At 29.9% G+C, this 25,666-nt stretch carries 30 protein-coding genes, 1 pseudogene and 2 riboswitches; of the genes and pseudogenes, 27 read left to right on the top strand and 4 right to left on the bottom strand.

Annotation, left to right across the window (positions count from 1 at the left end; genetic code table 11):
• Window positions 1–104 precede the first annotated feature (104 nt).
• From ACUSRV_RS12285 to ACUSRV_RS12230, 12 genes are all read left to right on the top strand, one after another.
• Entirely contained in the window at window positions 105–677 is a 573-nt protein-coding gene (locus ACUSRV_RS12285; protein ID WP_490142260.1) for a TetR/AcrR family transcriptional regulator, read from the top strand.
• 201 nt (window positions 678–878) lie between these two features.
• The gene (locus ACUSRV_RS12280) at window positions 879–1,229 is read left to right on the top strand and encodes a DUF2200 domain-containing protein (RefSeq protein ID WP_490142259.1); all 351 of its coding nucleotides are present in this window, start codon (window positions 879–881) and stop codon (window positions 1,227–1,229) included.
• A 339-nt stretch (window positions 1,230–1,568) separates the two neighbouring features.
• Window positions 1,569–1,901: a PadR family transcriptional regulator gene (locus tag ACUSRV_RS12275; protein WP_490142258.1), complete on the top strand. Its 333-nt coding sequence runs from the start codon at window positions 1,569–1,571 to the stop codon at window positions 1,899–1,901.
• Window positions 1,894–2,265 (top strand): DUF1048 domain-containing protein, encoded by a 372-nt coding sequence (locus tag ACUSRV_RS12270; RefSeq protein WP_490142257.1) that lies wholly within the window; start codon window positions 1,894–1,896, stop codon window positions 2,263–2,265. Before ACUSRV_RS12275 ends, ACUSRV_RS12270 begins: the two co-directional genes overlap by 8 nt.
• Before the next feature lie 2 nt (window positions 2,266–2,267).
• Window positions 2,268–2,618 (top strand): DUF1048 domain-containing protein, encoded by a 351-nt coding sequence (locus tag ACUSRV_RS12265; protein WP_490142256.1) that lies wholly within the window; start codon window positions 2,268–2,270, stop codon window positions 2,616–2,618.
• A 55-nt stretch (window positions 2,619–2,673) separates the two neighbouring features.
• Window positions 2,674–3,435: an ABC transporter ATP-binding protein gene (locus ACUSRV_RS12260; protein ID WP_490142255.1), complete on the top strand. Its 762-nt coding sequence runs from the start codon at window positions 2,674–2,676 to the stop codon at window positions 3,433–3,435.
• Complete coding sequence (locus tag ACUSRV_RS12255) at window positions 3,436–4,200, top strand: ABC transporter permease (protein WP_490142254.1); 765 nt, start codon at window positions 3,436–3,438, stop codon at window positions 4,198–4,200.
• A 228-nt stretch (window positions 4,201–4,428) separates the two neighbouring features.
• Window positions 4,429–5,052, top strand: coding sequence for a class I SAM-dependent methyltransferase (locus ACUSRV_RS12250; protein ID WP_490142253.1), 624 nt, complete (start codon window positions 4,429–4,431; stop codon window positions 5,050–5,052).
• A gap of 107 nt (window positions 5,053–5,159) precedes the next feature.
• Window positions 5,160–5,504, top strand: coding sequence for a dihydrofolate reductase family protein (locus tag ACUSRV_RS12245; protein WP_490142252.1), 345 nt, complete (start codon window positions 5,160–5,162; stop codon window positions 5,502–5,504).
• A gap of 167 nt (window positions 5,505–5,671) precedes the next feature.
• Window positions 5,672–6,463 (top strand): EAL domain-containing protein, encoded by a 792-nt coding sequence (locus ACUSRV_RS12240; RefSeq protein WP_490142251.1) that lies wholly within the window; start codon window positions 5,672–5,674, stop codon window positions 6,461–6,463.
• Between the two features lie 103 nt (window positions 6,464–6,566).
• Entirely contained in the window at window positions 6,567–7,088 is a 522-nt protein-coding gene (locus tag ACUSRV_RS12235) for a CPBP family intramembrane glutamic endopeptidase (protein ID WP_490142250.1), read from the top strand.
• Window positions 7,089–7,559: 471 nt separating this feature from the next.
• Window positions 7,560–9,425, top strand: coding sequence for a sensor histidine kinase (locus tag ACUSRV_RS12230; RefSeq protein ID WP_490142249.1), 1,866 nt, complete (start codon window positions 7,560–7,562; stop codon window positions 9,423–9,425).
• A gap of 40 nt (window positions 9,426–9,465) precedes the next feature.
• Here ACUSRV_RS12230 and ACUSRV_RS12225 read toward each other — a convergent pair whose 3' ends face one another.
• The gene (locus ACUSRV_RS12225) at window positions 9,466–10,170 is read right to left on the bottom strand and encodes a DUF421 domain-containing protein (protein ID WP_490142248.1); all 705 of its coding nucleotides are present in this window, start codon (window positions 10,168–10,170) and stop codon (window positions 9,466–9,468) included.
• 47 nt (window positions 10,171–10,217) lie between these two features.
• Window positions 10,218–10,427 (bottom strand): hypothetical protein, encoded by a 210-nt coding sequence (locus ACUSRV_RS12220; RefSeq protein WP_490142247.1) that lies wholly within the window; start codon window positions 10,425–10,427, stop codon window positions 10,218–10,220.
• Window positions 10,428–10,622: 195 nt separating this feature from the next.
• Here ACUSRV_RS12220 and ACUSRV_RS12215 point away from each other — a divergent pair.
• A pseudogene (locus tag ACUSRV_RS12215) lies at window positions 10,623–11,480 on the top strand (ABC transporter ATP-binding protein); the annotation flags it as partial.
• A 92-nt stretch (window positions 11,481–11,572) separates the two neighbouring features.
• Here ACUSRV_RS12215 and ACUSRV_RS12210 read toward each other — a convergent pair.
• Window positions 11,573–12,001: a MarR family winged helix-turn-helix transcriptional regulator gene (locus tag ACUSRV_RS12210; RefSeq protein WP_490142246.1), complete on the bottom strand. Its 429-nt coding sequence runs from the start codon at window positions 11,999–12,001 to the stop codon at window positions 11,573–11,575.
• A 142-nt stretch (window positions 12,002–12,143) separates the two neighbouring features.
• On the opposite strand from ACUSRV_RS12210, the gene ACUSRV_RS12205 reads away from it, so the two are divergent.
• Window positions 12,144–12,656, top strand: coding sequence for a CarD family transcriptional regulator (locus ACUSRV_RS12205; protein ID WP_490142245.1), 513 nt, complete (start codon window positions 12,144–12,146; stop codon window positions 12,654–12,656).
• A 104-nt stretch (window positions 12,657–12,760) separates the two neighbouring features.
• On the opposite strand, the gene ACUSRV_RS12200 is transcribed toward ACUSRV_RS12205, so the two are convergent.
• On the bottom strand, window positions 12,761–13,192 hold the full coding sequence (locus ACUSRV_RS12200; protein ID WP_490142244.1) for a pyridoxamine 5'-phosphate oxidase family protein: 432 nt from the start codon (window positions 13,190–13,192) through the stop codon (window positions 12,761–12,763).
• A gap of 133 nt (window positions 13,193–13,325) precedes the next feature.
• Between ACUSRV_RS12200 and ACUSRV_RS12195 the strand changes: the two genes are divergently transcribed.
• The 13 genes from ACUSRV_RS12195 (at window position 13,326) to kal (ending at window position 25,666) form a co-directional block, all read left to right on the top strand.
• Window positions 13,326–14,261: a helix-turn-helix transcriptional regulator gene (locus ACUSRV_RS12195; RefSeq protein WP_490142243.1), complete on the top strand. Its 936-nt coding sequence runs from the start codon at window positions 13,326–13,328 to the stop codon at window positions 14,259–14,261.
• A gap of 181 nt (window positions 14,262–14,442) precedes the next feature.
• The gene (gene serS, locus ACUSRV_RS12190) at window positions 14,443–15,717 is read left to right on the top strand and encodes a serine--tRNA ligase (protein WP_490142242.1); all 1,275 of its coding nucleotides are present in this window, start codon (window positions 14,443–14,445) and stop codon (window positions 15,715–15,717) included.
• Between the two features lie 117 nt (window positions 15,718–15,834).
• The gene (glyA, locus tag ACUSRV_RS12185) at window positions 15,835–17,091 is read left to right on the top strand and encodes a serine hydroxymethyltransferase (protein WP_490142241.1); all 1,257 of its coding nucleotides are present in this window, start codon (window positions 15,835–15,837) and stop codon (window positions 17,089–17,091) included.
• Window positions 17,092–17,199: 108 nt separating this feature from the next.
• Window positions 17,200–17,745 carry a cupin domain-containing protein gene (locus tag ACUSRV_RS12180; protein ID WP_490142240.1) on the top strand — a complete coding sequence of 182 codons (546 nt, stop codon included), beginning with the start codon at window positions 17,200–17,202 and terminating at the stop codon, window positions 17,743–17,745.
• 58 nt (window positions 17,746–17,803) lie between these two features.
• Window positions 17,804–18,505: an LEM-3-like GIY-YIG domain-containing protein gene (locus ACUSRV_RS12175; protein ID WP_490142239.1), complete on the top strand. Its 702-nt coding sequence runs from the start codon at window positions 17,804–17,806 to the stop codon at window positions 18,503–18,505.
• Between the two features lie 107 nt (window positions 18,506–18,612).
• Window positions 18,613–18,756 (top strand): hypothetical protein, encoded by a 144-nt coding sequence (locus tag ACUSRV_RS12170; protein ID WP_490142238.1) that lies wholly within the window; start codon window positions 18,613–18,615, stop codon window positions 18,754–18,756.
• 204 nt (window positions 18,757–18,960) lie between these two features.
• Complete coding sequence (locus ACUSRV_RS12165; protein ID WP_490142237.1) at window positions 18,961–19,743, top strand: SagB/ThcOx family dehydrogenase; 783 nt, start codon at window positions 18,961–18,963, stop codon at window positions 19,741–19,743.
• A 20-nt stretch (window positions 19,744–19,763) separates the two neighbouring features.
• Complete coding sequence (locus ACUSRV_RS12160) at window positions 19,764–20,663, top strand: GNAT family N-acetyltransferase (RefSeq protein WP_490142236.1); 900 nt, start codon at window positions 19,764–19,766, stop codon at window positions 20,661–20,663.
• A 120-nt stretch (window positions 20,664–20,783) separates the two neighbouring features.
• Entirely contained in the window at window positions 20,784–21,467 is a 684-nt protein-coding gene (locus tag ACUSRV_RS12155; RefSeq protein ID WP_490142235.1) for a hypothetical protein, read from the top strand.
• Window positions 21,468–21,596: 129 nt separating this feature from the next.
• Window positions 21,597–21,775: riboswitch (Lysine riboswitch) on the top strand.
• A 198-nt stretch (window positions 21,776–21,973) separates the two neighbouring features.
• A riboswitch (Lysine riboswitch) is annotated at window positions 21,974–22,152 on the top strand.
• 126 nt (window positions 22,153–22,278) lie between these two features.
• Window positions 22,279–23,418 carry an acyl-CoA dehydrogenase gene (locus tag ACUSRV_RS12150; RefSeq protein WP_490142234.1) on the top strand — a complete coding sequence of 380 codons (1,140 nt, stop codon included), beginning with the start codon at window positions 22,279–22,281 and terminating at the stop codon, window positions 23,416–23,418.
• Window positions 23,419–23,434: 16 nt separating this feature from the next.
• Window positions 23,435–24,217 carry an electron transfer flavoprotein subunit beta gene (locus ACUSRV_RS12145; RefSeq protein WP_490142233.1) on the top strand — a complete coding sequence of 261 codons (783 nt, stop codon included), beginning with the start codon at window positions 23,435–23,437 and terminating at the stop codon, window positions 24,215–24,217.
• An 18-nt stretch (window positions 24,218–24,235) separates the two neighbouring features.
• The gene (locus ACUSRV_RS12140) at window positions 24,236–25,264 is read left to right on the top strand and encodes an electron transfer flavoprotein subunit alpha/FixB family protein (RefSeq protein WP_490142232.1); all 1,029 of its coding nucleotides are present in this window, start codon (window positions 24,236–24,238) and stop codon (window positions 25,262–25,264) included.
• Window positions 25,265–25,285: 21 nt separating this feature from the next.
• Window positions 25,286–25,666 carry a 3-aminobutyryl-CoA ammonia lyase gene (gene kal, locus ACUSRV_RS12135; RefSeq protein WP_490142231.1) on the top strand — a complete coding sequence of 127 codons (381 nt, stop codon included), beginning with the start codon at window positions 25,286–25,288 and terminating at the stop codon, window positions 25,664–25,666.

The following is a 25,666-nucleotide window of genomic DNA, read 5'->3' as shown; positions in this document are numbered from 1 at the left end:
GTATATTCATAGTATAATTGCGTTTCAATCATCCATCAACCGACAATCACATGCTGAATGTCGGATTTTAATAGGTATGGGGAAAAGAGAACAGGAGTGTGAAAATGAAAAAGCAACCGGAAGTAACGGCACAGACCAGGCAGAACTTAGTTGATGCATTCTGGGCCTTATATTGCGAGAAGAGAATTGAGAAAATAACTGTAAAGGAAATAACACAGAAAGCAGGCTATAACAGGGGGACTTTCTACGAATATTTTACGAGTGTTTATGATGTGCTTGAGAAGCTTGAGGAATCCCTCATACCAGCAATTCACGAATTGCCTCCAATTTCTATTGCAAATAAAAATACTGGGATGCCTCTTGATATGTTTATGACTCTATATGAGCAGAACAGCAAATATTATTCTGTCCTACTTAGCGATAAGGGTGACCCTGCATTTGCAAGAAAGCTGAAAAATTCAACAAAGCCTGTAATTAAGCAAGCATTCCTTGAAAACTATAATATAAATCCTATAGAATTTGACTTTATTTTAGAGTTTGTTCTTTCCGCTATGATAGGCATAATGAGCTACTGGTTCATGGAGGATAAAATATTGCCTGCAGAAGATTTAGTTTCATTAATGCACGACCTTATGGAAAATGGGGTTATGAAGCGGTTTCAGGGTAATATAAAATAAAATATCATTTAGAGATGCAGCGGGGAACCGTATCATAAATAACGATAGTTTTTACTATATGATAGGCATATCAACTAGTGTATAGGATTGACATGTAGCATGCTTATGACTATAAGCAGTATAGTTTTAAATTCACTCAAAATTATTTTGATATATTATTTTTCGTGATATAATAAAAAAACATATAAGCGAGGATGTATTATGACCAAACATAACATATATACAATGAGTGTAGCAAATGTCTATCCCCTTTATGTTACAAAGGCGGAGAAAAAAGGACGTACAAAAACAGAAGTCGATGTAATTATCCGTTGGTTAACAGGATATAACCAGGAAGAGTTAGAAGCCCAACTAGAAAAACAGACAGACTTTGAGACCTTCTTTGAGCAAGCTCCCCAACTGAATCCTTCGAGGGCTTTGATCAAAGGTGTGGTTTGCGGTATCCGAGTGGAAGACGTCGAAGAACCAACTATGCAGGAAATTCGCTACCTGGATAAGCTGATTGATGAGTTAGCAAAAGGAAAAGCGATGGAAAAGATTTTGCGAAAATAATAATTAAAAACGAGGAAACACTGATTTCATATATAGATTATGTTATCGGGCTCACTTAACAGGTGAAAAATCAATTTTTAGTAAAAGAAGTGTATGCATTACACTTCTTTTTTTATACAAATATTTAAACAATTGTGTTTGAGATAGAAAAGTATGTCATTTACTTATAGTATAAGTTGATTGTTCTCATCTTTAGTATTATTTTAAATTGCATTGGTCAAAATAAATGCAAAAAAAAATATATATCAATATTGACACTACCACTATTTAGTGATACTATATAGTGGTAGTAAGTAATACTGAATACCAGTAATACTAGATAGTGAAGAGGTGAATCATTTGGAAAATATAACAGAAATGTTAAAAGGTGTACTGGAAGGCTGTGTTCTTGAAATCATTAGTCATGAGGAAACATATGGTTACGAGATTACCAAGAGGCTGAATGAGCTTGGATTTTCAGATGTTGTAGACGGAACAGTTTATACCATCTTGATGCGACTTGAGAAAAACAAATTGGTAGAAATTACAAAAAAGAAATCAGATATGGGACCGCCACGAAAGTTTTTCACCCTCAATGATGCGGGGCGTGAGGAATTGAGGAAGTTCTGGGATAAATGGGAATTTGTTTCTACGAAAATAAACCAATTAAAGGAGGAAAGAAAAAATGATTGATAATTTTATAAAATTTATAATAGGGGACTTAAATGAGAAGCGTGAATATAAACAAATGATGAAGAGGGTTGATGCACTACCAGAAGATTATAACTTTGCATTTAAAAAAATTCAAAAGTATATGTATAGCGTTGGCGCACCTGGTGGTGACATAACAATATTTACGGATATGACCATGTTTAAGGATTTAGTAGATTTATTTGAAGTTAGCGTAGCAGATGGAAGACAGGTTATTGATGTCATTGGAAGTGATGTAGGTAAGTTTTGTGATGAATTTATGAGTGCCTATACTACCGATTCTGAAACATTACGAGAAAAACTAAATAAAGAGATTATGGAAAAGTTTAATAAGGAGGGACGATAATAATGATAAAATTTATTCAAAAAATCATTGGTGACAAAAAAGAGTATAAAGAGCAAATGGCAAGGGTAGAAGCATTGCCAGAAGATTATAGGTTTGTATTTAAAAAAATGCATAAATACATGTGGAGTTTCGCAGGAGGAGACGGTTCTGATATGTTGAAAACTCAGCAGGAATTGATAGAGTTGTTTGAAACTAGCGCAGAAGATGGAAAGCATGTTCTTGAAGTGACAGGAAAAGATGTTGCTGGCTTTTGCGACGAGTTTATACGTGACACGAAAAAGTGGACCGATAACTATCGTGAAAAATTAAACCGAAACATGTTGAATAAAATCGGAACAAATAATGATAAATAGAGCTGTTTAATATGTAGATTGAGTAAGAGGATATATTGTGGAGGGGGATGTGAAAATGAAAAAAAATATCATACAAATTAAAGGTGTAAAGAAATCATACAAAGATATAGAGGTACTCAAAGGAGTAGATTTTGAAGTAGAGCAAGGAGGTATCTTTGCTTTACTAGGTTCCAATGGAGCAGGGAAAACAACGATTATTAGGATCATGGCTACTTTACTTAAAGCAGATGTTGGAAGTGTTGTGATTAATGGTTTTGATATTGAAAAAAATCCAGGGGAGATTAGAAGTTCTATCAGTCTTACTGGTCAGTTTGCTGCTATTGATGAAATTTTGACTGGACGTGAAAATCTTCAAATGATAGCAAAACTTAGACATCTTAAAAATCCAAATAAAGTAGCAGATGAGTTAATTAATCGTTTTGGAATGGCAGATGCTGCAGACAGGAGAGTTGGTACTTACTCTGGAGGTATGAAGAGAAGAATTGATATTGCAATGAGCCTTGTGGGAAATCCAAAGATTATTTTCCTAGATGAGCCAACAACAGGTCTAGATCCAGAGGCACGTATAGAAGTTTGGAAAATTGTAAAAGAGCTATCAACTGCGGGAACTACAGTATTCTTGACGACTCAATATTTAGAGGAAGCAGAACAACTTGCAGATAAAATAGCTATTCTTCATGGAGGAAAAATCATTGCTCTAGATACATTAGAAGGATTGAAAAAATTATTCCCACCTGCAAAAGTTGAATATGTTGAAAAACAACCTACATTAGAAGAAATATTTCTAACAATTATTGGGAAAGGGGAGGAGAAATAAATGGAAGCTACAAATAAATATTTTTTCAAAGATATGAGTGTTATGTTTGAACGTTCTATGCGTCATATTTTTAGAAGTATGGATACAATTATTACAGTTAGTATCACACCAATTGCGATGATGTTATTATTCGTTTATGTATTTGGTGGTGCAATAGAAACAGGTACAGAAAATTATGTTAATTATCTATTACCAGGTGTAATGTTAATGACTATTGGTAGTGGGATTGCATATGTAGCTTACCGTTTGTTTATAGATAAAGAACGTGGTATCTTTGAACGTTTTCACTCTATGCCTATCGCTCGTTCTACAGTATTATGGGGGCATGTATTAACCTCGTTAATTTCTAATGGAATTTCTGTAGTAGTGATTATACTTGTTGCATTATTAATAGGCTTCCGTTCTTCAGCAGGAATCTTAGAATGGTTAGCGGTATTCGGAATTCTTGGGATATTTACACTTGCTTTAACTTGGATTGCTGTAATAGCTGGGCTTGCAGCTAAAACACCAGATGGTGCAGGCGCATTCTCTTATCCAATAATATTTTTGCCGTTTATAAGTTCTGCCTTTGTACCAACAGATACTATGCCTTCAGCAGTACGTGCTTTTGCAGAAAATCAACCTGTAACTCCTATAGTAGAAGCTATTCGTAATTTATTAGCAAATCAACCAGTAGGAAATGGTATCTGGGTTGCACTTGCTTGGTGTATAGCAATAATAGTTGTTGCTTATATATTTGCAATGAGGATCTATAAAAAATTATAAACTATCTTTATATAAGTACATTTGATTTAGAAATTTAAAGAACTAGTAATATTATTAGATGGTAATCAAAGTGATTGATATAACTATCTTAGGGTATAATAATAGCCGTTAATAAATTTGTTAACGGCTATTATTTATAGATAATTTGAGTCTATAATATAATTAATTTAAATATTGTTTAAGCAAATTAAAGAGTAAATTCAAAAATATATTTTAAGGAGAATAGGTATGACGGAATTTTGGGAAAAAAGTTTTATAGAAAGAAAAACAATGTGGGGATTTAAGCCATCAGAATCAGCTGTTATCGCAAAAGATTTCTTTATTAAAAATAATATAAAAGATATATTAATACCAGGTATTGGTTATGGAAGAAATGCAAAGGTATTCATTGATAATAATATAAGTGTTACAGGAATCGAAATCTCAAAAACAGCTATTGATTTGGCAAGACAATGTGGGGTTAATATTAATATTTATCATGGTTCAGTTGGAGATATGCCTTTTGAAGATAAGCTTTATGAAGGTATATTTAGCTATGCACTTATTCATTTATTAAATGAAAATGAAAGAAAAAAATTTATTAGTGATTGTTATGATCAATTAAAACAAGGTGGATATATGATATTTACAGCTATTTCAAAAAAAGCTCCTATGTTTGGAAAAGGCCAAAAACTTGATGAAAACTATTATGAAACAATGAACGGAGTAAAAATCTTTTTTTATGACTCTGAGTCAATAAAAAAAGATTTTCAAGAATATGGGCTTATAGAATTTTGTGAGATTGATGAAATAGATAGTGATAATAAAGATAAACCTCCAATGAAGTTTCTATTGATAAAATGCAAAAAATAGTATAAGATTTTTTAAATGATATTGATACTATATTATATGGACGAAAAAGCTATGATTTATGGGGACAATATATCCCACAAAGTGAGGTTTATGATGACGAAAAAGAAATGTGGGAACTACTTCGTACCAAGAAGAAATATGTTTTTTCAAAGACTTTAAATCAGGTCGATGGTAATGCTATATTGATAAATAAAAATTTAGAGGAAGAAGTAAAAAAAATAAAGAAAGAACAAGGTAAAAATATTTGGTTATATGGTGGATCAAGTATTATAACAACATTTATAAATCTAGGACTTGTTGATGAATATAGATTATCTATTCATCCTATTATTTTAGGCTCAGGTAAGCCTTTATTTGTTGGCATAAATGAGAGAAAAGGATTTGAACTTACTGACGTAAAAAGATTCTCCTCAGGTGTTGTTCAATTATGTTATCAGAGTATTAAAAAGTAATTGAAGAATATAGAATAGGACATATATAAATATTTTATAAAGAGTGATTTTAGAAAATCTAAAGTAACTCTTTTTTTGATATGTTAAAATCCACATTTTATATTGGAACAATAATATGACTTGTCTCATATATATAATAAACATATATAACGACTTAGGAGGAGAGTATGGAAAATATTATTATTTATGCAATGTTAATATTTTGTATAGTATTACTAATTAACTACATTTATACTAAAGAAATATTAAGAAAATACATTCTTAAGCGAATTATAAAAAATAACAAGTTATATTGTTTATATCAACCAATAATAGATTTGAAAACAGGATCAATATATGGATATGAAAGCTTAACTAGGGCGTATCACTCTAAATATAGAAATACGAAAAATTTAATAGATGATGTATATAAATTTAACCTTATAGGAGAATTTACATTATTAACAATACAAAACTCAATAAATGGATTTAGAGGACTAGAAAAAGATAAATACGTGTTTGTTAATATAGATCCTAAAACATTGAAACAAAACTTTGATGAAATATATAATTTTTTAAAAAGTTTGAATATAGAGTTGAGAGAAAAAATAATTATAGAGTTAACTGAATATGTTCAGATTAATGATATGAAAAAATTAAAAACATGTTTGCAAAATATAAGAGCTCTAGGTATAAGAATTGCACTAGACGATTTTGGAGTTGGATATTCAAATATGGATATACGTATATCTATATTTAGCGATTTTGTAAAAGTAGATGCAAAGTTTATAAAGGATATAGATAAAGAAGATAAGAAAAAAGATCTAATAAGAAGAATTGTAGATTATAATAAATATTCTAAAACAAAAACTATATGTGAAGGTATAGAAACTAAGGAAGAATTAGAAACCCTAATTAAATTAGGTGTAGATTATGGGCAAGGATATTATTTAGGAAAACCATGTAATATATTGAAATAAGACGGCAATTAGCCGTCTTTTATTATGAAAATTTTGAATAAATCAGATATCTAAAATATATTGCACTATTGTTTTATTAGATGTATATTATGGATTCAATAAAATGAAAAAATCTGATTTGTTCAAAACTCTATTTTATATACCATTAATAATAACTATATTTATTCATTATTTCAGAGGCATAAATCAAGAACTTGGATACACAGGTTTTGCTCTTGGAATTTTAACTATGATATGTGTGGGCTTCATTGAGGAATTACTGTTTAGAGGCTTTCTTTATCAAGGCATTTTGAAAAAAAGTGGAACGATAAAAGCAGTTATTATTTCAGGAACAACATTTGGTATAGGTCATGTTGTAAATTTACTAAGGGGATATTCTATGGCTGACCAAGTAAATCAGGTTATAGTTGGAATTTTAATTGGAATTGTTCTAGCTTTATTAGTTGCTTTTACAAACAACATAATACCGTGTGTACTTTATCACATATTTTTTAATATAAGTGGAACTATTACTAACAGCAATTTGGAAATGGAGACATATATGGTGATTATAACAGGAATAATTTGCATATTGTATTCTGTCTATTTAATGAAATCATACAAGTTAAAACAGCGAGAAATATAAACTAAAAAGGGACATATTATAAATTTATAATATGTCCCTTTTTAGTTTATATTTACTTGTTTTTTTGTCTATACTCATGTTCATATTGAATTAATTACATAAATAAAAAAGGAGTGTAATACATATGAAATTCCAAAAAGCATTGAAATCTATAATAGAATCGGATGAGAGAGATATGAAAATTTTGAGCATGACACTATTTATAGGGATTATACTGTCTCTTATTATTAAATAGTTGTTTTATGTTAATAAATATTATTAAAAGGAGTTACTCTAGAAAATCTAGAGTAACTCCTTTTAATTTGTATCTATATTGACAAGTTTATTTAATAATTTAAATACGACAAATTTTATGTAAAAATTTATTTTTATACAAAAAAAGAGGAGATTCGCTCTTTTCATCCAACTTATATATGTTATCATAAAACATGTAAATATTATATGTTACATGTTAAAGAAAGGGCTAAATATATGAAAAGCTTAAAGAAAAAGATAATGATACCTGTATTTTTATTATCCATACTAGGTACTTTAGTGTTGTCATTTGTTGCATACTATAAATCTCAAGAAATAATAATTGATTATGTTGAGTTGTTAGCTCAAAATAAGGCTGAAAAGCTAGTATCTAATGTTGAATATAAACTAGAAAAATGGAAGTCAGTAGTGAACATGTTTGCTTCTATGGATATAGCTAAAAATATGGATTATGGAGCATTTGAAGAATATGTTTCTAATAATAAAAAATTATATAATAAAGAGTATGAGTTTTTATTTATTAGCGATATAAAAGGTAATTATTTATCTATTGATGGGAATAAAGGTACTATTTCAGATAGAGATTATTTTTATGAAGTTATAAATAGTGGGAATACAATTATTTCAAAACCTATAATATCAAAAGATACTGGAAACTATATTATTGTTGTTGCAACACCTATTAAAGATGATAATGGAGCCATTATAGGTTTGGTTGGGTTAGATGTAAACTTATCTGTAATTACAGATATAATCAACGATGAAAAACTAGGAACTGGTGGCTATGCATATATGATTAACAAAGATGGTGTAGTTGTGGCTCATCCAGATAAGCATTATTTATACAAATTTAATCTATTAAATGATAAAAATAAAGATGTCGTTGATCTGGGCAAAAAAATGATAAATGACGAAGTAGGAATAAAATATTATGAACATAAGGGTATAAAGAAAATAGCTTCATACATGCCTGTTAAATCTACAGAATGGTCTATCGCAATGAGTGCTAATTACGATGAAGAAACTAAGAGTATAGTAATGTTAAGGAATTTTATGTTATTAATGGGAATTGGTATTCTCGTTTTAATTCTAATATTATTATATTACCATATTGATACTATAGTTAAGCCTATTAATAAACTAAAAAAACATATGGAAATAGCTACTAAAGGAGATTTATCTGTTCAATGTGATATAGATAGCGAAGATGAAATAGGTGTACTTGCAAAAAGTTTTAATAAATTGATAAAAGAAAATAAAAGATTATTAGAAGAAACAATTGAATATGATAGGCTAAAAACTGAATTTTTCTCTAATATATCTCATGAGTTAAAAACGCCAATAAACATGATTTTTTCTACAATACAATTGTTACCGTTATATATTAAAAATGATAAGGAAAACTTTGAGAATGAAAAAATTGATAAACATATAAATATAATGAAGCAAAATTGTTATAGATTATTAAGATTAGTTAATAACTTAATTGACATTACTAAAATAGACTCTGGATTTGGAGAACTAAATTTGCAAAATAAAAATATTGTAGAAGTTGTTGAAAATATAACTTTATCTACTGTTGAATATGCAGAAAATAAGTCAAGAACAATTATATTTGATACAGATGTAGAAGAAAAAGTCATGGCTTTTGATCCAGAGAAAATGGAAAGAATTATCCTAAATCTTATTTCAAATGCTGTAAAATTTACAAAAACTAATGATGAAATAAAAGTTGTAATTCATGATGTTGTAGATAATATTATAATTTCGGTAGAAGACACAGGCATAGGTATAGAAAAAGAAAAACAAGAAATGATTTTTGAAAGATTTAGGCAAGTTGATCATTTACTAAGCAGAAGACATGAGGGAAGCGGAATAGGTTTATCACTTGTTAAATCTCTAATTGAAATGCATGGGGGTAAAATTTCTGTAAAAAGTGAATTTGGGAAAGGAACAAAGTTTATTATTGAATTACCTGTGAAAACTATTACTGAAGAAGAGGATATAAATATAGTAAATGATTTTACACAACAAACTAATGTAGAAAAAATTCACATTGAGTTTTCCGATATATATGAATAAGAAAAAGGTATTACCATAAAGTTATGGTAATACCTTTTTCTTATTCATATAAAAAAATCTTTAGATTATCTTTACTATCAAGGGTAGCAAGTAGAACGTTTTTTATTTCAGTTTTATATAATTTTTCTAAACTGGAAGCAACCCAGTTTTCATCTTTATTAGTTTGTTTTAGTTCCTCGGAATTAATTTTACCGTCCTTAATAATTGTCCTAGGTAACTCAAAGGGCTCTGTTTTCATTTGGTAGAATGAAGGAGTAATCGGTTGATATTTTGGATCTAAAAAAACAGAAATCTTTCCGTCAGCCTCCCAAATTGCTAATGCCACCTTTTTCACATCTTCTACCTTTTCTTCACGTAATTCTTCTAATAATATATCAATAGATATTCTTGCCTTTTTTAATCCTTCATAAAGAATTTCTCCATCTTTGACAATTGTGATTGGTTTATGATTAATAAGTTTTCTTATAGATGGAAATTTAAGAACGCTAAATACTCCAACAAGATATAGAACAACTAGTACAACTGTTGTAATCAGAGACCCTTTTAATCCAAGATTTTCGTCAGACAAAGGATGGGCAATAATATTTCCAATTACTAAAGCGATAACAAAATCAAGTAGTCTTAATTGGGATATGCTACGTTGTCCTAAAACCTTTGCAACAATAACCAAAAACAAAAAAGCAATAACAGCACGCAAAATCCACTCAATGGTAGTAAGTGTTTCTTGACCTTGTAAAAAATTCATAAAAATATCTCCTTTATCCCAAGACCTACCATATAGTAATATTGATGTTATTTAAAATTAAAGGGATTATTTAATGTATTCAATATAGTTTTTTCTGCATCATTAGGTATATCAGTACCATAATCATAATCATCAAAATCATAATAACTATAATCAAAGTCATCGTCATCTTCATCAACAAAATCTATATTTTCAGGTAAATGAGTTATAGCAAAATCCACAAGCTCAGATAAAAAAAGTCCTTTAGCTGGTTTCATTTTTCCACCTCCTATTAATTTGAAGTATATCCAGTTTTGTAAAATATATAATCTAACTTATAATATGCATATTGTTATATAGAGAAAAATAATATATATATTGAAAGTTAGTCGGCTAAATGATATCATAAAATATATTAGACGACTAATTAATATTTTAAGGTTAAATACACAAAGATTGTTCAAACTGCCAATATAGCAAATGTTATTCAATCAACAATTGCTTGTGCAGAAAGAGTATTCCAAATAATTGATGAAGAAGAAGAAATTCCTGATAGTAGTGATGCAGTAGTGCTTACAAACCCAAGAGGGGATGTTAAATTTGAAAATGTAGACTTTAGATATAAAGAAGATGTACCACTTATAGAAAATATGAACTTAGATGTAAAACAAGGGCATACAGTTGCCATTGTTGGGCCAACTGGTGCTGGTAAAACAACTCTTGTTAACCTATTAATGCGTTTTTATGAATTAAATAGTGGTAAAATAAGCATTGATGGTGTTAACATAAATGATATTAAGCGTAGTGAACTTCGTAAAATGTTTGGTATGGTTCTTCAAGATACATGGCTATATAATGCAACAATTAAAGAAAATATAGCTTATGGAAAAGAAGGAGCAACTATGGATGAGATTGTACGTGCATCAAAAGCAGCTCATGCAGACCATTTTATAAGAACACTTCATCAGGGGTATGATACAGTTCTTAATGAAGAAGGAACTAATATTTCTCAAGGACAAAAACAGCTTCTAACTATTGCACGTGCTATACTTGCAGACCCTACAATTTTAATTCTAGATGAAGCTACTAGTAGTGTTGATACGAGAACAGAAGTATTAATTCAAAAAGCTATGTCTAATTTAATGAAGAATAGAACAAGTTTTGTAATTGCTCATAGACTTTCTACTATCCGTGATGCAGAGCTTATCTTAGTTATGAATAAAGGAAGTATTATTGAAATGGGTAACCATAAGGAACTACTTAATCAAGGTGGTTTCTATGCTGATCTTTATCAGAGTCAATTCTCTGGTGAAGAGAACGAAGCAAGTTAGTTTAGATTTGAATAAATTTAAAATTTAATTAATGTATTTAAATAAGCTAATAAGTTAAAAATAAACTTATTAGCTTATTTTTAAGTAATAAACTATAATCCCCAGTCAGATTTTAAAATATCTTTAAGAAACTTTAATTGTTCAACTCCAATTTTTTGTGCTATTTTTTCCTCGAGATTCGATTTTTGAGACAGGGCTTTTTCATAACATTTCTCACCTAATGTAGTTAACTGTATGCACTTATCTTTATTATTAATTCTTGAATTTTTAATTTCAATTAACCCTTTACGCTCAAGGCTTTTTATGAACTTATGAGTTGCCTGACGAGAAATGTCTACATGTTTTGAAACATATGAAATAGTTGTTTGTTTTTTATATATTCTTGCCATAATAAACCATTCAGAATTTGAAATATAAATATTACTACTATCGTTCCAAGCTTCTTCTAATATCTTACGAAGGAGAACATGACGCTCACTTATTAAGTCAATTAAATTTAAATTTTCTAATTCAGAATTCATTCATTCCACTCCAATCATTTTAATTACTACTTAAATATATACAAAACACTTCAGGATGTCAACTAAGTTGACAATTATCGAAAAATAAGATAAAATATCCTTAGTCAACTATGTTGACAATATAGAACAAGGAGAAAAATCAATGTTTAATATAGATGATTTGATTATATATTCAGCACATGGTATTTGCCGCATAGATGATATAGTTGAAAGGGAACATTCGGGTGTTACCAAAACTTATTACATTTTACATCCCATTGAAGATCCAAAATTAAAAATAAGTACTCCTATAGATAATGATAAGGTAATTATGCTACAACTTCTAAATAAAGACGAAGCAGAAAAAATCATAGAATTTTTTGAGCTTCCAGGTATAGAATGGATAGATATAGATAATCATCGAAGCCAAATTTATTCTGATATTGTAAAGACAGGAAATCGTAAAGAAATTTCTATGATAGTTAATACTTTGATGAGACAAAAGATTAAAATTGAAACAGCTGGCAGGAAATTCCACATAAGAGATAAACAACTATTAGATCTTATTCAAAATATATTGTTTGCAGAATTGGCATACTCATTAAATACTACTTCTGAAGCTGTAAATGAAAAAATTACTAGTCTTATAACTGAACATGAGATGACAGTCTCATAAATTCACCTTATTAAAAGAAGACGGCAATAGCCGTCTTTTATTATTCCAAATTTCAATATAGATAAGATTGGTTTACATAAATATATTATAGTAACTAAAAGTATTTATAAAGTTATTTTATCACTTTTGTCGGGCGCTATAATTACAGATGCTTCATTAAAATGAATCTCATAAATATCTAACATATTCCCAGTCTGTGCTATTAACATTTCATAACTTGGTAGTTTTTTTATAAATTCATCTTTTAAATCATATATTGTTAAATCACTTTTTTGAATTGTGGCATTAGTAACTCTAACATGTTCGCTATTTTCAGTTTGCATTATTGGTATTGTTGTAAATGCTACCTTATTATTTTGGGCAAATTCTATTGTCTTAGGGTTACCTCTAAATGATGAAAAATAAGCAACACCTTTGTTTTGAGGATTATAACAAAAATTTAAGATCCTTACATTTGGTATATCATTTACAGCAGTTGCTAAGGCTATGTTAGTTGTTTCTTCCATTATTCTATTAAACTCTTTTAAAAAATCCATTGTCATTCTCCTTTTGTAAGTTATTTTTATTATTAATATTCTCTAATTAATACAGATCTATTTTATCATGCAACCTTGACAACAGTATGTCATATTTATATGATAAAATAAATAAAATAAAGGATTGATGAAATTGAAAATAGATAGGCTAATTTCTATTATTATGATATTACTTGAACGTAAAAAAATTAGTGCAACTAAACTTGCTGAAATGTTTGAAGTAAGTCCTCGAACTATATATAGGGATATAGAAAGTATTAACTCAGCGGGTATACCCATAATTACTTATCCTGGAATTAATGGTGGTATTGGAATTATTGAAGAATATAAAATTGATAAGAAACTTTTTACTACTTCTGACATAGAAACCCTTTTAAGGGGGCTTAAAGGCATATCTTCAACAATGACAAATGAAAATATTATTAATACTATTGCAAAAGTGAAGGGCTTAGTTCCAGATGAACATATTAGAGATATTGAATTAAAATCAAATCAGATTACTATCGACCTTACTCCATGGATTGGAAATAAGAACTTGCAATACAATATTGAAAAAATAAAAAATGCATTAAATGAGAAAAAAATTATATCCTTTGACTATTATAATCGTGATGGTAAAAAAAGCAATCGAAGAGTTGAGCCTTATAGATTGATATTAAAGGAATCCAATTGGTATTTACAAAGTTACTGTAGTTTTAGTCAGGATTTCCGTATTTTTAAACTATCTCGTATTTCGGAACTGCAAATTCTAGAAGATAAATTTACTCCACGAGAATTTGATCCCCAACCATTAGGGTCGTGGGACTATATACAAAACAATATTATTATAATCAAGCTTTTGGTCCATGAATCACTAAGAGATAGAATGGTGGAACACTGTGGAGAAGAAAATATTCAATCTTATGGAGATAATAAATTAATGGTAGACTTTCCATTTTTAGAAGATGAATTTGGATATAATCTTTTGCTTAGCTTGGGTGATAAATGTGAATGTTTAGAACCTACACATGTGCGAGATGAGATTATTACAAGGATTAAAAATCTATTAAAAGTTTATAGTAACAAGTGAAGACGGCAATAGCCGTCTTTTATTATGTTAAATTACATTTAATTTATTAAAAACTATTTGACAATATAGTATGTTCTAGGTAAAATATAATTAAATATAACTTAATTAATTAAATAATATTTAATCAAACCTAATTATATATAACGCTTATTATACAGATGATAAGACAGGAGGGGCTAATATGTTAGACATAAAAAGAATAAGGGAGAATCTAGAAGATATAAAAAATGCTATGGCAAGAAGAGGGGAAAAAGAATTTAACCTAGATGAAGTTGTAGCATTAGATGATAAAAGAAGAGATTTACTTCAAGAAGTAGAGACACTTAAAAATAAGATGAATATAGAATCTAGTAATATACCTAAACTTATAAAAGAAGGTAAGGATACAAGTGAGGAAAAAGCTAAATTAAAAGATTTATCAGATGAAATAAAAATTTTAGATGAAAAAGTTAGGGAAGTAGAAAGTGAACTTGAGTACAAGTTAATAAGAATACCAAATGTGCCAAATGAAAATGTCCCTCAAGGTGAAACTGATGAAGATAATGTTGAAGTGAGAACATGGGGAGAGCCTACTAAATTTAACTTTGAGCACAAACCTCATTGGGAAATAGGAACAGATTTAGGTATATTAGACTTTGAAATGGGAGCTAAAATAACAGGGTCAAGATTTACTTTATATAAAGGCTTAGGAGCAAGACTAGAAAGAGCTTTAATAAACTTTTTCTTAAATACTAATATAGAAGAACAAGGGTATACAGAGATAATACCCCCATTTATAGCTAATAAAAATAGCTTTTTTGGAACAGGGCAACTTCCAAAGTTTGAAGAAGATATGTTTAAAATAGAGGGACTAGATTATTATTTAATACCAACATCAGAAGTTCCATTAACTAATATACATGCTAATCAAATAATACCATTTGAAAATTTACCAATAAATTACACTGCATACACTCCATGCTTTAGATCAGAAGCTGGATCTGCAGGTAGAGACACTAGAGGGTTAATAAGACAACATCAATTTAACAAAGTAGAAATGGTAAAAATAGTAGCACCAGAGCAATCTTACAATGAATTAGAAAAATTAACTAACAATGCAGAAAAATTATTACAAATGTTAAATATACCATACAGAGTAGTCAGAATATGTACTGGAGATTTAGGCTTTACAGCTGCATTTAAATACGATGTAGAGGTTTGGATGCCAAGTTATAATAGATATGTTGAAATTTCTTCTTGTTCAAATTGTGAAGATTTCCAAGCAAGAAGAGCTGGGATAAGATTTAAAAGAGATAAAAACTCTAAGGCAGAGTATGCACATACATTAAATGGATCAGGGCTAGCTATAGGTAGAAGTTTTGCAGCTATTTTAGAAAATTACCAACAAGCTGATGGATCAGTAGTAGTTCCAGAGGTTCTAAAACCATATATGGGAATGGATGTTATAAAGAAATAATACAAAAGACTTAAGGGGTATGTCTTAATGTTATAAAAGTGTATATAAATTTCATATTTATATACACTTTTTAAATATATTAATAGTAAATATTAAGTTTATAAGGGGGAATAATTTATGTTAAAAACAACAAAAATATCAGACCCAGAAGTATATGCAATAGTAGTAGATGAATTAGATAGACAGGAGTATAATATAGAAATGATTGCTTCAGAAAGTACAGCTCCAACAGAAGTACTTGAATTAAGTGGTTGTGTATTTACTAACAAAACAGAAGAAGGATATCCAGGGAATAGATTTCAAGCTGGGTCACAACATGCAGATAAATTGGAAACTTTGGCTTGGAAAAGAGCAAAAGAATTATTTGGAGCAGAGCATGTAAACATTCAACCATATTCAGGATCTACTGCTAACTACTGTGTTTATAATGCTATACTAAAACCAAATGATACTGTTTTAGGTATGAGATTAGACCAAGGTGGACATCTAACTCATGGTTCTACAGCAAACTTCCTTTATAATATATATAACTTTGTATTTTACGGAGTAAATCCTGAAACAGAATTATTAGATTATGAAGAGCTTGAAAGAAAAGCCATAGAACATAAACCAAAGCTTATAATAGCTGGAGCAAGTTCATATCCAAGACTTATAGATTATGAAAGAATAAGCAAAATAGCTAATGAAGTTGGAGCATATTTTATGGTTGATATGGCCCATGTTGCAGGGTTAGTAGCGGCTAAAGTTATACCAAGTCCAGTTCCATATGCAGATTTTGTTTCAAGCTCTACAACAAAAACTTTCTGTGGTCCAAGAAGTGGGTTAATATTATGTAAAGAAGAACATGCAAAGAAAATTGATAAATCTGTTTTCCCAGGAACACTAGGATCTATGCACTTAAATACCATGGCAGCTAAAACCTTTTCACTAGGATATTTAGCAACTGAAGAATTTAGAGAAATTATGAAACAAGTTGTAGTAAATGCCAAGACATTGGCTAATGAACTATCTACATATGGATTCCGTATTGTAAGTGGTGGTACTGACAATCATATAGTGTTAGTTGATTTAAGACCAAAGAACTTAACTGGAAAAGAATTTGAAAAAGCCCTAGAATATGTAGGAATAACTGTAAATAAAAATATGATTCCTTTTGATACAGAAAAGCCATTTGTAACTAGTGGTGTACGTATTGGACTTACTGCAATTACACAACGTGGATTAAAGGAAAATGAAGTAGTTAAGATTGCTAGTATAATGAATAAAGCAGCTTCAAATCCACAAGATATAGAAAACTTAGATTCTTGTAAAGTTGAAGCAAGAGAACTTATCTCAAAGTTCCCATTATATCCTAAAGGATATTTTGAAGACTAATATATAAAATACTTAAATTAGTAGAGGATATATCTTAATACATGAGGTATATCCTTTTTATATTATGATATAATAAAAAGAAATTACGAAGGATTAAAGGAGATATTAATGAGCGATTTAAATATAGGAGAAAAAATAGCACAAGTTAGAAAAAATAAAAACTTAAATGTTAGAGAGTTATCAGAATTAGCTAATATTACTCCATCACTACTTAGTCAAATAGAAAGAGGTCTTGCTAATCCATCTGTAAACTCATTAAAATCAATTGCAAATGCATTAAATACACCTTTATTTACATTTTTCACTTCAGAAGTTATAAAAGAAGATTTAATAGTAAGAGGAGATAAAAGAAGCAAAGTTATATTACCAGGAAGTGATAATGTTATTTATGAAATGCTAACCCCTGGAAATAATGATAATTTAGAGTTTGCAATAATGAATTTATCGCCAAATACATCTTCATGTAATGATTTTATTTTCCACAATGGATATGAAATATCGTATGTATTAGAAGGCGAAGTAAATTTATACTTTGATAACGAAAAATTCACTTTATACAAGGGAGATAGTATAAAAATACCTGCAGGAATAAATCATCGTTGGGAAAATAATTCTGAAAGTAATTCAAAACTAATTTTTGCAGTTATTTTATAGTATAAAAAGGAAAATGCATATACTGTAATATGAATAATACGCAGTAGGGGGATTATGTATGTTTTCTCAATTAGTTATTGAAAAGCTAGGATATTATGTGTATGGATTAAAAGACCCAAGAAATAATAAGTTTTTTTATATTGGTAAAGGGATTAGAAATAGGGCCTTTTCTCATATAGAAGAAGCATTTAGAGGAAGAGGAAAGAAAATCGACAAGATAAGTACCATTCAAAATATAATAAGTGATGGTTATGAATTAGAACCTATAATTATAAGACATGGTCTAGATGAGGAAACGGCTTTTGAGATTGAATCAGCGCTAATAGACTGTTTTGGATTGGAGAATTTAGCTAATATTAAAGCAGGCCACAAATCAAATGATAGAGGTTTAATGAGTGCAACTGATATAAAATCAAAATACGATGCAGAAAAACTTATAGTAGATGATACTAAGATATTGTTAGTATGCATAAATGGAAGTTATAAAAAAGATATGTCAGAAGAAGAATTATATAAAATAACAAGGGGAAATTGGAAGTGTTCAATAGATAGAGTTAAACAATGTAGCTATGTATTTGGAGTATATCGTGGACTTGTAAAAACGGTATATGTTCCTGAAAGATGGCATAATATTCAAGATAAAAAATGCATGAAAAGATATTTTGAAGGATATGTGCCTGAAAACTCAAAGGACTTTATAAACAAAGATGTATCTAAGTATATTCCGAAAAATCAATGGAGTTTTAAATATATAAATTAAAAAAAGTTCATATTGGCCTCTTATTCAAATATAGGTAAAGTTATACAGAATAAGTTTAATTTATTAATATAATAATATATTTGAAGTCTAAATTAGGAGGTCACAAAATGATAAAAAAACTAACAGCACTAGGATTAATTACAATGAGCTTAGTTTTTGCTGGGTGCGATAGAAGAGGCAATGATGATGTAAACCCAGATCCTGAAGAAAACAATACAACTAGCCGTATAGAAAAGAAAATAGAAAAATAGATTAAAAGGAGTTGCTTTATAAAAAAAAGTAACTCCTTTTAAATTTTTATAGGATTTATTATTTACATTTTTAATATACTTTTCTTAGCTACATAAACTAATAAATAAAAAATTATATATAATATAATAAAGTGAATAGAAGGAATTAGAGTATTGATATAGAAACCTGTCCATTGGGATATATATTATCAAGGGGGATACAATATGGACTCTTTTAGAGATAATCGAAGTTTTATGAAAAGTGGATTTGATATTCCTGAACGTGAATTCGTTTCAGATCAAGAACGTGGTTTGCCAGCACCACCTGTTGATAAAGCAATTGATAGCAATTTTAAAATTATTGAACTTCCAGCTGTAGATAAGAATATTATTAAACAAAGTGACTTATACTCTTGCCTTAATAACCGTAGAAGTAGACGGAATTATACTGATATGCCAATTACATTAGAAGAGTTATCGTTTTTGTTATGGTCGACTCAAGGTGTGCAAAGAGTTATACCTGCATATAAAAAGACAGGTCATATAACATTGCGTCCGGTTCCTTCTGCAGGGGGCAGACATACATATGAGACATATCTTGCAGTTAATAATGTAGAAGGATTAGAAAAAGGTATTTATATTTATTTGCCATTAGAACATAAACTTGCATTTTGTCATTCTGAAGATAATTTGCCACATAAACTTACATATGCTTACGGTGGTGAAAATTATCAAGATGAAGCTATATGGTTGGGAAAAGCACCTGTTGTATTCTTATGGTCGTGCATTCCATATCGTGGAGAATGGAGATATCATTGTGAAGCCCACCGATTAATGCTTTTAGATATTGGCCATGTATGTCAAAATTTATATTTAGCATGTGAGGGCATTGGATTTGGCACTTGTGCAATTGCAGGGTATGTCCAAGAAGCTTTTGACGATCTTCTTCGTATAAATGGAGAAAATGAATACGTTGTTTATATTTCTGCTGTGGGCAAATTAAAATAATAATATAAGGAGATATTTTCATGAAGAATATACAAAGGCCTTGGATAAAACTTAAAGAGTTTATTGACCATGAGGATTACGAGTTGATAAATAAACTTCAAGAGGAATGTATAAATAAAGATCAAACAGCCCTAAAACTTGAACTCGATTATAAACTGGCAGTTTCTTCTGAAAGTAAAAATACAAGCATTGGAAATTTAAATGAATTTATGTATTTTGACGGAGAGTCTCTTATTGGATATATTGGAACGTGTAGATTTGGAGGACCTATAGAAGCAAATGGTATGGTACATCCTGAATACAGGGGCCAAGGTGTGTTTAAGACATTAAGTGATTTAGTTATTGAAGATTGGAAGAAAAGAAATTCCGGGTGTATGCTTCTACTAAGTGATAGAAAGTCAAATTCTGGGCAGAAATTTATAAAAGAAATTGGAGCACAGTACAGACACTCAGAATATGAAATGTATCTTAAAAAAGATAACTTAGAACTACTTCAAAGTAAATTTGGTGAAATCACCTTTAGAAAAGCAACAAATGCAGATGCGATTGAGATTGCTAGACAAAATACAATTTATTTTAATGGCGAATTTGATGCTGAACAAGATATAATATTACCTGAAGAGGAAGAAAAGAGAGGAATGACTATATATCTGGCAGAAATAGACCAAAATATTGTTGGAAAGGTTCATATTCAATTGCATTCTGGAATCGGTGGAATTTATGGATTAGGTGTATTATCTGAGTATCGTGGGAAGGGATATGGAAGATCAATTTTAATGATGGCTATAGAAAAATTAAAAGAGGCCGATGCAAGTGAAATTATGCTTCAAGTGGCTGCTGAAAACTCTAATGCTCTCAATTTATATAAGTCCTGTGGCTTCATAGAAACATCGACAATGGATTATTATGAAATTAGATAATGAGTTGATTATTTATTGTGTAATTAATGTATGTAAATAAGCTAATAAGTTTAAAATAAAACTTATTAGCTTTTATTGTTTAATTCTGTTACACTTAAATGATATGAATAAAAGAAAGAGGTGTTTGTCATAAATAATTATAAGACAAAAGAAAATAAGTATGAAACTCAAGGTTCAGTTACCCTTATTACAATACTTAATAAAAAGAATGCTGAGTTTGTGGCTAAAATAGATACTGAAGATCTAGAAAAAGTTCAAGCTATAGGAGATTGGTTTGCTGAATGGCACAAAGATTTTAATAGCTACTTAGTTCAAAACTTAACTGTAAATAAAGCAAATAAGAAAATGAAAGGTACTAAGAGAAACCTTCAATCTGTAATATTAGACACGAAAGCTCCAATCAAGCATATAAATGGAGACACATTAGACAACAGAAAATCTAACTTAGAAATTGTAAATCCAAAAGAAAAAAATGAATATGAAGTTATAGACGATGAAACTATAGCAGTAATATTAAAAGATAAATACGGTAAGCCTCAAGCAAAAGCTTTAATATCATCTGAAGACTTAGATGAATTAGTAAACGACAATTATACATGGGTTTATCATAAGGGTTATAGACAAGCTCAAGTTATAGCTCATACTCCAAATGGTAAAATTCGCATGGAAGATGTTATAATGAAGCCAGGTGAAGAAGAAAGAGTTCATCATATAAACCTAAATCCATTGGATAACAGAAAAAAGAATTTAGAAAATAAAATAATTGAAAATGAAAATTCAGAAAGTGAAAATGAAGTTGAATAATTAAAAATATTTTCTGAAAATTTCGATTAAAAATTCAAAAATACAATTGACAATATATGGATTAAAATATATAATGAAAACAAGAAATAGTATGAAAGTTATAAACAAGATTAAAAAAGTAAAAATTTTAACATAAATAGAGGTGCAGGGGGAAGGGTAGCTTTTAGATGTTAAGGATAAGAACATCCGATACTGAAAGTGAATGGTTTCTTTGCCGAAAGAATATATTTGTTCTTGAGTATGTTCTTGGGTATAGAGCAGAAGTGCCCTATAACTGCCATAGATTGTTATGGAGAGCTATTTATGTAGTGAAAAGAAAAATTTTCATTGCATAAATAGCTTTTTTTATGCATATATATTTGTATAAGTACGAGCTAATTAATTTTTAATCGATTTCCAAAAATTTACATAAAAAGCCAAAAATGGGATTGACAATAATTAGTCAAAGATATACAATCAAATCAAGAATATTATAAACATTATAAATAAAGGCAAAATTAAAAATTGGCATAAATAGAGGTGCAAGGAAAAGGGTAACTTTTAGATGTTAAGGATAAGAACGTCCGATACTAAAAGCGAATGGTTTCTTTGCCGAAAGAATATATTTGTTCTTAAGTATGTTCTTGGGTATAGAGCAGAAATGCCCTATAACTGCCATAAGATATTATGGAGAGCTATTTATGTAGTGAAAAGAAGGATTTTCATTACATTTATAGCTTTTTTCTATTGTAGAAAAAAGCACTGAAAATCTTTCAGTGCCTTTTATTTATAAACATTAATAATAGAAGACAATAAAAAAGGGGGAATAACAATGGAATTTTGTTTTTCAAAAGAGCATAATATGCTCCAAAAAATGTATAAGGAATTTGCAGATAAAGAGGTAAAGCCTTTTGCCCATGAGGTAGATGAAAAGGAAGAATTTCCTATAAAAACTGTTAAAAAATTAGCAAAGTATGGCTTTATGGGAATACCTTTTCCTAAGGAATATGGAGGTCAAGGTGCAGATAATTTAGCTTATGCTATGGCGGTAGAAGAATTATCTAAGGTTTGTGGAACTACTGGGGTAATAGTTTCTGCTCATACTTCATTATGTGCAGCACCTATTTATGAATTTGGAACAGAGGCTCAAAAACAAAAATATTTAACTCCGCTAGCAAAGGGAGAAAAATTAGGGGCATTTGGATTAACTGAACCTAATGCAGGAACTGATGCTGCTGGTCAACAAACTATAGCAGTTTTAGATGGAGATGAATACATAATAAATGGTTCTAAGATATTTATAACTAATGCAGGATATGCAGATACTTACATAGTTATGGCAATGACAGATAAAAGTAAAGGGACAAAGGGTATATCAGCATTCATAGTTGAAAAAGGAACTGAAGGATTTAGCATAGGAAAACAAGAGCACAAACTTGGAATAAAGGGTTCTGCAACTTGTGAACTTATATTTGAAAACTGTAGAATTCCAAAAGAAAACTTACTTGGAAAAGAAGGTAAGGGATTTGGTATTGCTATGAAAACACTAGACGGTGGACGTATAGGAATAGCAGCTCAAGCATTAGGTATAGCTCAAGGAGCAATAGATGAAACTGTTTCTTATGTAAAAGAAAGAAGACAATTTGGAAAACCTATATCATATTTCCAAAATACGCAATTCCAGGTTGCAGATATGAGTACAAAAACTGAAGCAGCAAGAATGCTTGTTTACAAGGCTGCTAAGACTAAAGACCTAGGGGTAACTTTCTCTAAAGAAGCTGCAATGGCAAAATTATATGCTTCAGAAACAGCAATGGAAGTTACAACAAAGGCAGTACAGTTACATGGTGGATACGGATATACAAGAGAATATCCAGTAGAGAGAATGATGAGAGATGCAAAGATAACAGAAATATATGAAGGAACTTCAGAAGTTCAAAGAATGGTTATAGCGGCTAACGTACTTAAATAAACAGGGGGGATTAAACATGAATATAGTTGTTTGTATAAAACAAGTACCAGATACTACAGAAGTTAGACTTGATCCTAAAACAGGAACATTAATAAGAGATGGGATACCAAGTATTATAAATCCAGATGATAAGAGTGGACTTGAAGCAGCTCTAAGATTAAAAGATGAAATTGGAGCAAATATTACAGTAATTACAATGGGGCCACCACAAGCTGAAGAAGCATTAAGAGAAGCATTTGCAATGGGTGTAGATAGAGCAATACTTTTAACTGATAGAGCATTTGCAGGTGCAGATACATGGGCTACATCAAGTACAATAGCAGGAGCACTTAAAAAATTAGATTACGATTTAATAATAGCTGGAAGACAGGCAATAGATGGAGATACAGCACAAGTTGGACCTCAAATAGCAGAACATTTACAAATACCTCATGTAAGTTATGTTGAGGATTTAGATATATATGAAAAAGATATTATATTAAAAAGAGTATTTGAAGATGGATATCACAAAATAAAGGTTAAAACTCCATGTCTTATAACTACATTAAAGGAAATGAATGAACCTAGATACATGAGTGTAGGGGGCATATTTGATGCTTATAGAGAAAAGCAAGTAGAGATATGGACTGTAAATGATATAGAAGTTGACATGGCAAATATGGGTCTTAAAGGTTCTCCTACTAAAGTTAAAAAATCATTTACTAAGGGAGCAAAGAGTGCTGGAAAAGTATTTGAAGTAGATGCAAAAGAGGGAGCAAAAATAATAGTTGAAAAACTAAAGGAAAAATACATTATATAACTTAGGGGGGATCTTAATATGAGTATTTCAGAATATAAAGGTGTTTGGGTTTTCGTAGAGCAAAGAGGTAAAAAAGTTCAAAATGTATCAATAGAACTTTTAGGAAAAGGAAGAGAGATAGCAGATAAATTAAATTCAAAACTTACAGCAGTAATATTAGGCCATGACATAAAAGATAAAGCAAAAGATCTTATATCATACGGAGCAGATGATGTAGTTGTAGTAGATGATAAGGCACTTGATATATATATGACAGAGCCTTATACGAAAGCACTTACAATTCTTATAAATGATAAAAAGCCTGAAGCTATGTTAATAGGAGCAACTGCAATAGGAAGAGACTTAGCTCCTAGAGTTTCTGCTAGAGTACATACAGGACTTACAGCAGACTGTACTTCACTTGATATAGATGAAGAAAACAATAATTTACTTATGACAAGACCAGCATTTGGTGGAAACATAATGGCTACAATAGTTTGCCCAGATTACAGACCACAAATGACTACAGTAAGACCAGGGGTAATGCAAAAGCTTGCTAAAGATGAAAGTAGAGAAGGTAATATTGAAGAATACATAATAGAATTTACAAAAGAAGATATGAATGTTGAAATACTTGAAGTTGTAAAAGAAGAAAAGCAAAAGGTTAATATTGAAGAAGCTAATATATTAGTTTCTGGAGGTAGAGGAGTTGGAACTAAAGAAAACTTCGAAGCTCTTGAAGAACTTGCACAAAACCTTGGGGGAATAGTATCTGCTTCTCGTGCTATGGTAGATGCAGGAGTTATAGATAGCGCAAGACAAGTAGGTCAAACAGGTAAAACAGTAAGACCGGATCTTTACATAGCTTGTGGTATTTCCGGGGCAATACAGCACGTAGCTGGAATGGAAGAATCTGAATTTATAATAGCTATAAATAAAAATCTATCTGCACCAATATTTGAAGTAGCTGATGTTGGAATAGTAGGAGATGTAAATAAAGTAATACCAGCTCTTATAGAAGAATTAAAATTAGCAAAAGAAAGTGAAGAAGTGGCTGCAACTGTTTAAAAAATAGAGGGGGGTATTAATATGAAAGCAGTTATACGAATGAGAATGAGTATGCATGATGCACACTATGGTGGAAATTTAGTTGATGGAGCTAAGATGCTTAACTTATTTGGTGACGTAGCAACAGAACTTTTAATTATAAATGATGGAGATGAAGGACTTTTTAGAGCATACGACTCTGTTGAATTTTTAGCTCCAGTATATGCAGGTGATTATATAGAAGCAGTTGGAGAAATAGTACACTGTGGAAATACATCAAGAAAAATGGTATTTGAAGCTAGAAAAGTTATAGTTCCAAGACAGGATATAAATGATTCAGCTGCAGATGTACTACAAGAGCCAATAGTTGTATGTAGAGCAAGTGGAACTTGTGTAGTTCCAAAGGATAAGCAAAGAAAATAG

The organism is Sporacetigenium sp. TC11 (assembly GCF_058146105.1).
The sequence above is the reverse complement of the archived record's forward strand: the minus strand, read 5'-3'. Positions and strand labels throughout refer to the sequence as shown.

Coding starts and splice junctions, on each gene's coding strand:
- ACUSRV_RS12200 (WP_490142244.1), bottom strand. CDS start 13,192: ATGGATTTTTTAAAAGAGTTTAATAGAATAATGGAAGAAACAACTAAC.
- ACUSRV_RS12230 (WP_490142249.1), top strand. CDS start 7,560: ATGAAAAGCTTAAAGAAAAAGATAATGATACCTGTATTTTTATTATCC.
- ACUSRV_RS12280 (WP_490142259.1), top strand. CDS start 879: ATGACCAAACATAACATATATACAATGAGTGTAGCAAATGTCTATCCC.
- ACUSRV_RS12160 (WP_490142236.1), top strand. CDS start 19,764: ATGAAGAATATACAAAGGCCTTGGATAAAACTTAAAGAGTTTATTGAC.
- ACUSRV_RS12220 (WP_490142247.1), bottom strand. CDS start 10,427: ATGAAACCAGCTAAAGGACTTTTTTTATCTGAGCTTGTGGATTTTGCT.
- ACUSRV_RS12270 (WP_490142257.1), top strand. CDS start 1,894: ATGATTGATAATTTTATAAAATTTATAATAGGGGACTTAAATGAGAAG.
- ACUSRV_RS12180 (WP_490142240.1), top strand. CDS start 17,200: ATGAGCGATTTAAATATAGGAGAAAAAATAGCACAAGTTAGAAAAAAT.
- ACUSRV_RS12150 (WP_490142234.1), top strand. CDS start 22,279: ATGGAATTTTGTTTTTCAAAAGAGCATAATATGCTCCAAAAAATGTAT.
- ACUSRV_RS12140 (WP_490142232.1), top strand. CDS start 24,236: ATGAGTATTTCAGAATATAAAGGTGTTTGGGTTTTCGTAGAGCAAAGA.
- serS (WP_490142242.1), top strand. CDS start 14,443: ATGTTAGACATAAAAAGAATAAGGGAGAATCTAGAAGATATAAAAAAT.
- ACUSRV_RS12205 (WP_490142245.1), top strand. CDS start 12,144: ATGTTTAATATAGATGATTTGATTATATATTCAGCACATGGTATTTGC.
- ACUSRV_RS12165 (WP_490142237.1), top strand. CDS start 18,961: ATGGACTCTTTTAGAGATAATCGAAGTTTTATGAAAAGTGGATTTGAT.
- ACUSRV_RS12265 (WP_490142256.1), top strand. CDS start 2,268: ATGATAAAATTTATTCAAAAAATCATTGGTGACAAAAAAGAGTATAAA.
- ACUSRV_RS12210 (WP_490142246.1), bottom strand. CDS start 12,001: ATGAATTCTGAATTAGAAAATTTAAATTTAATTGACTTAATAAGTGAG.
- ACUSRV_RS12225 (WP_490142248.1), bottom strand. CDS start 10,170: ATGAATTTTTTACAAGGTCAAGAAACACTTACTACCATTGAGTGGATT.
- ACUSRV_RS12255 (WP_490142254.1), top strand. CDS start 3,436: ATGGAAGCTACAAATAAATATTTTTTCAAAGATATGAGTGTTATGTTT.
- ACUSRV_RS12245 (WP_490142252.1), top strand. CDS start 5,160: ATGTGGGAACTACTTCGTACCAAGAAGAAATATGTTTTTTCAAAGACT.
- ACUSRV_RS12260 (WP_490142255.1), top strand. CDS start 2,674: ATGAAAAAAAATATCATACAAATTAAAGGTGTAAAGAAATCATACAAA.
- ACUSRV_RS12235 (WP_490142250.1), top strand. CDS start 6,567: ATGAAAAAATCTGATTTGTTCAAAACTCTATTTTATATACCATTAATA.
- kal (WP_490142231.1), top strand. CDS start 25,286: ATGAAAGCAGTTATACGAATGAGAATGAGTATGCATGATGCACACTAT.
- ACUSRV_RS12145 (WP_490142233.1), top strand. CDS start 23,435: ATGAATATAGTTGTTTGTATAAAACAAGTACCAGATACTACAGAAGTT.
- glyA (WP_490142241.1), top strand. CDS start 15,835: ATGTTAAAAACAACAAAAATATCAGACCCAGAAGTATATGCAATAGTA.
- ACUSRV_RS12240 (WP_490142251.1), top strand. CDS start 5,672: ATGGAAAATATTATTATTTATGCAATGTTAATATTTTGTATAGTATTA.
- ACUSRV_RS12250 (WP_490142253.1), top strand. CDS start 4,429: ATGACGGAATTTTGGGAAAAAAGTTTTATAGAAAGAAAAACAATGTGG.
- ACUSRV_RS12170 (WP_490142238.1), top strand. CDS start 18,613: ATGATAAAAAAACTAACAGCACTAGGATTAATTACAATGAGCTTAGTT.
- ACUSRV_RS12175 (WP_490142239.1), top strand. CDS start 17,804: ATGTTTTCTCAATTAGTTATTGAAAAGCTAGGATATTATGTGTATGGA.
- ACUSRV_RS12285 (WP_490142260.1), top strand. CDS start 105: ATGAAAAAGCAACCGGAAGTAACGGCACAGACCAGGCAGAACTTAGTT.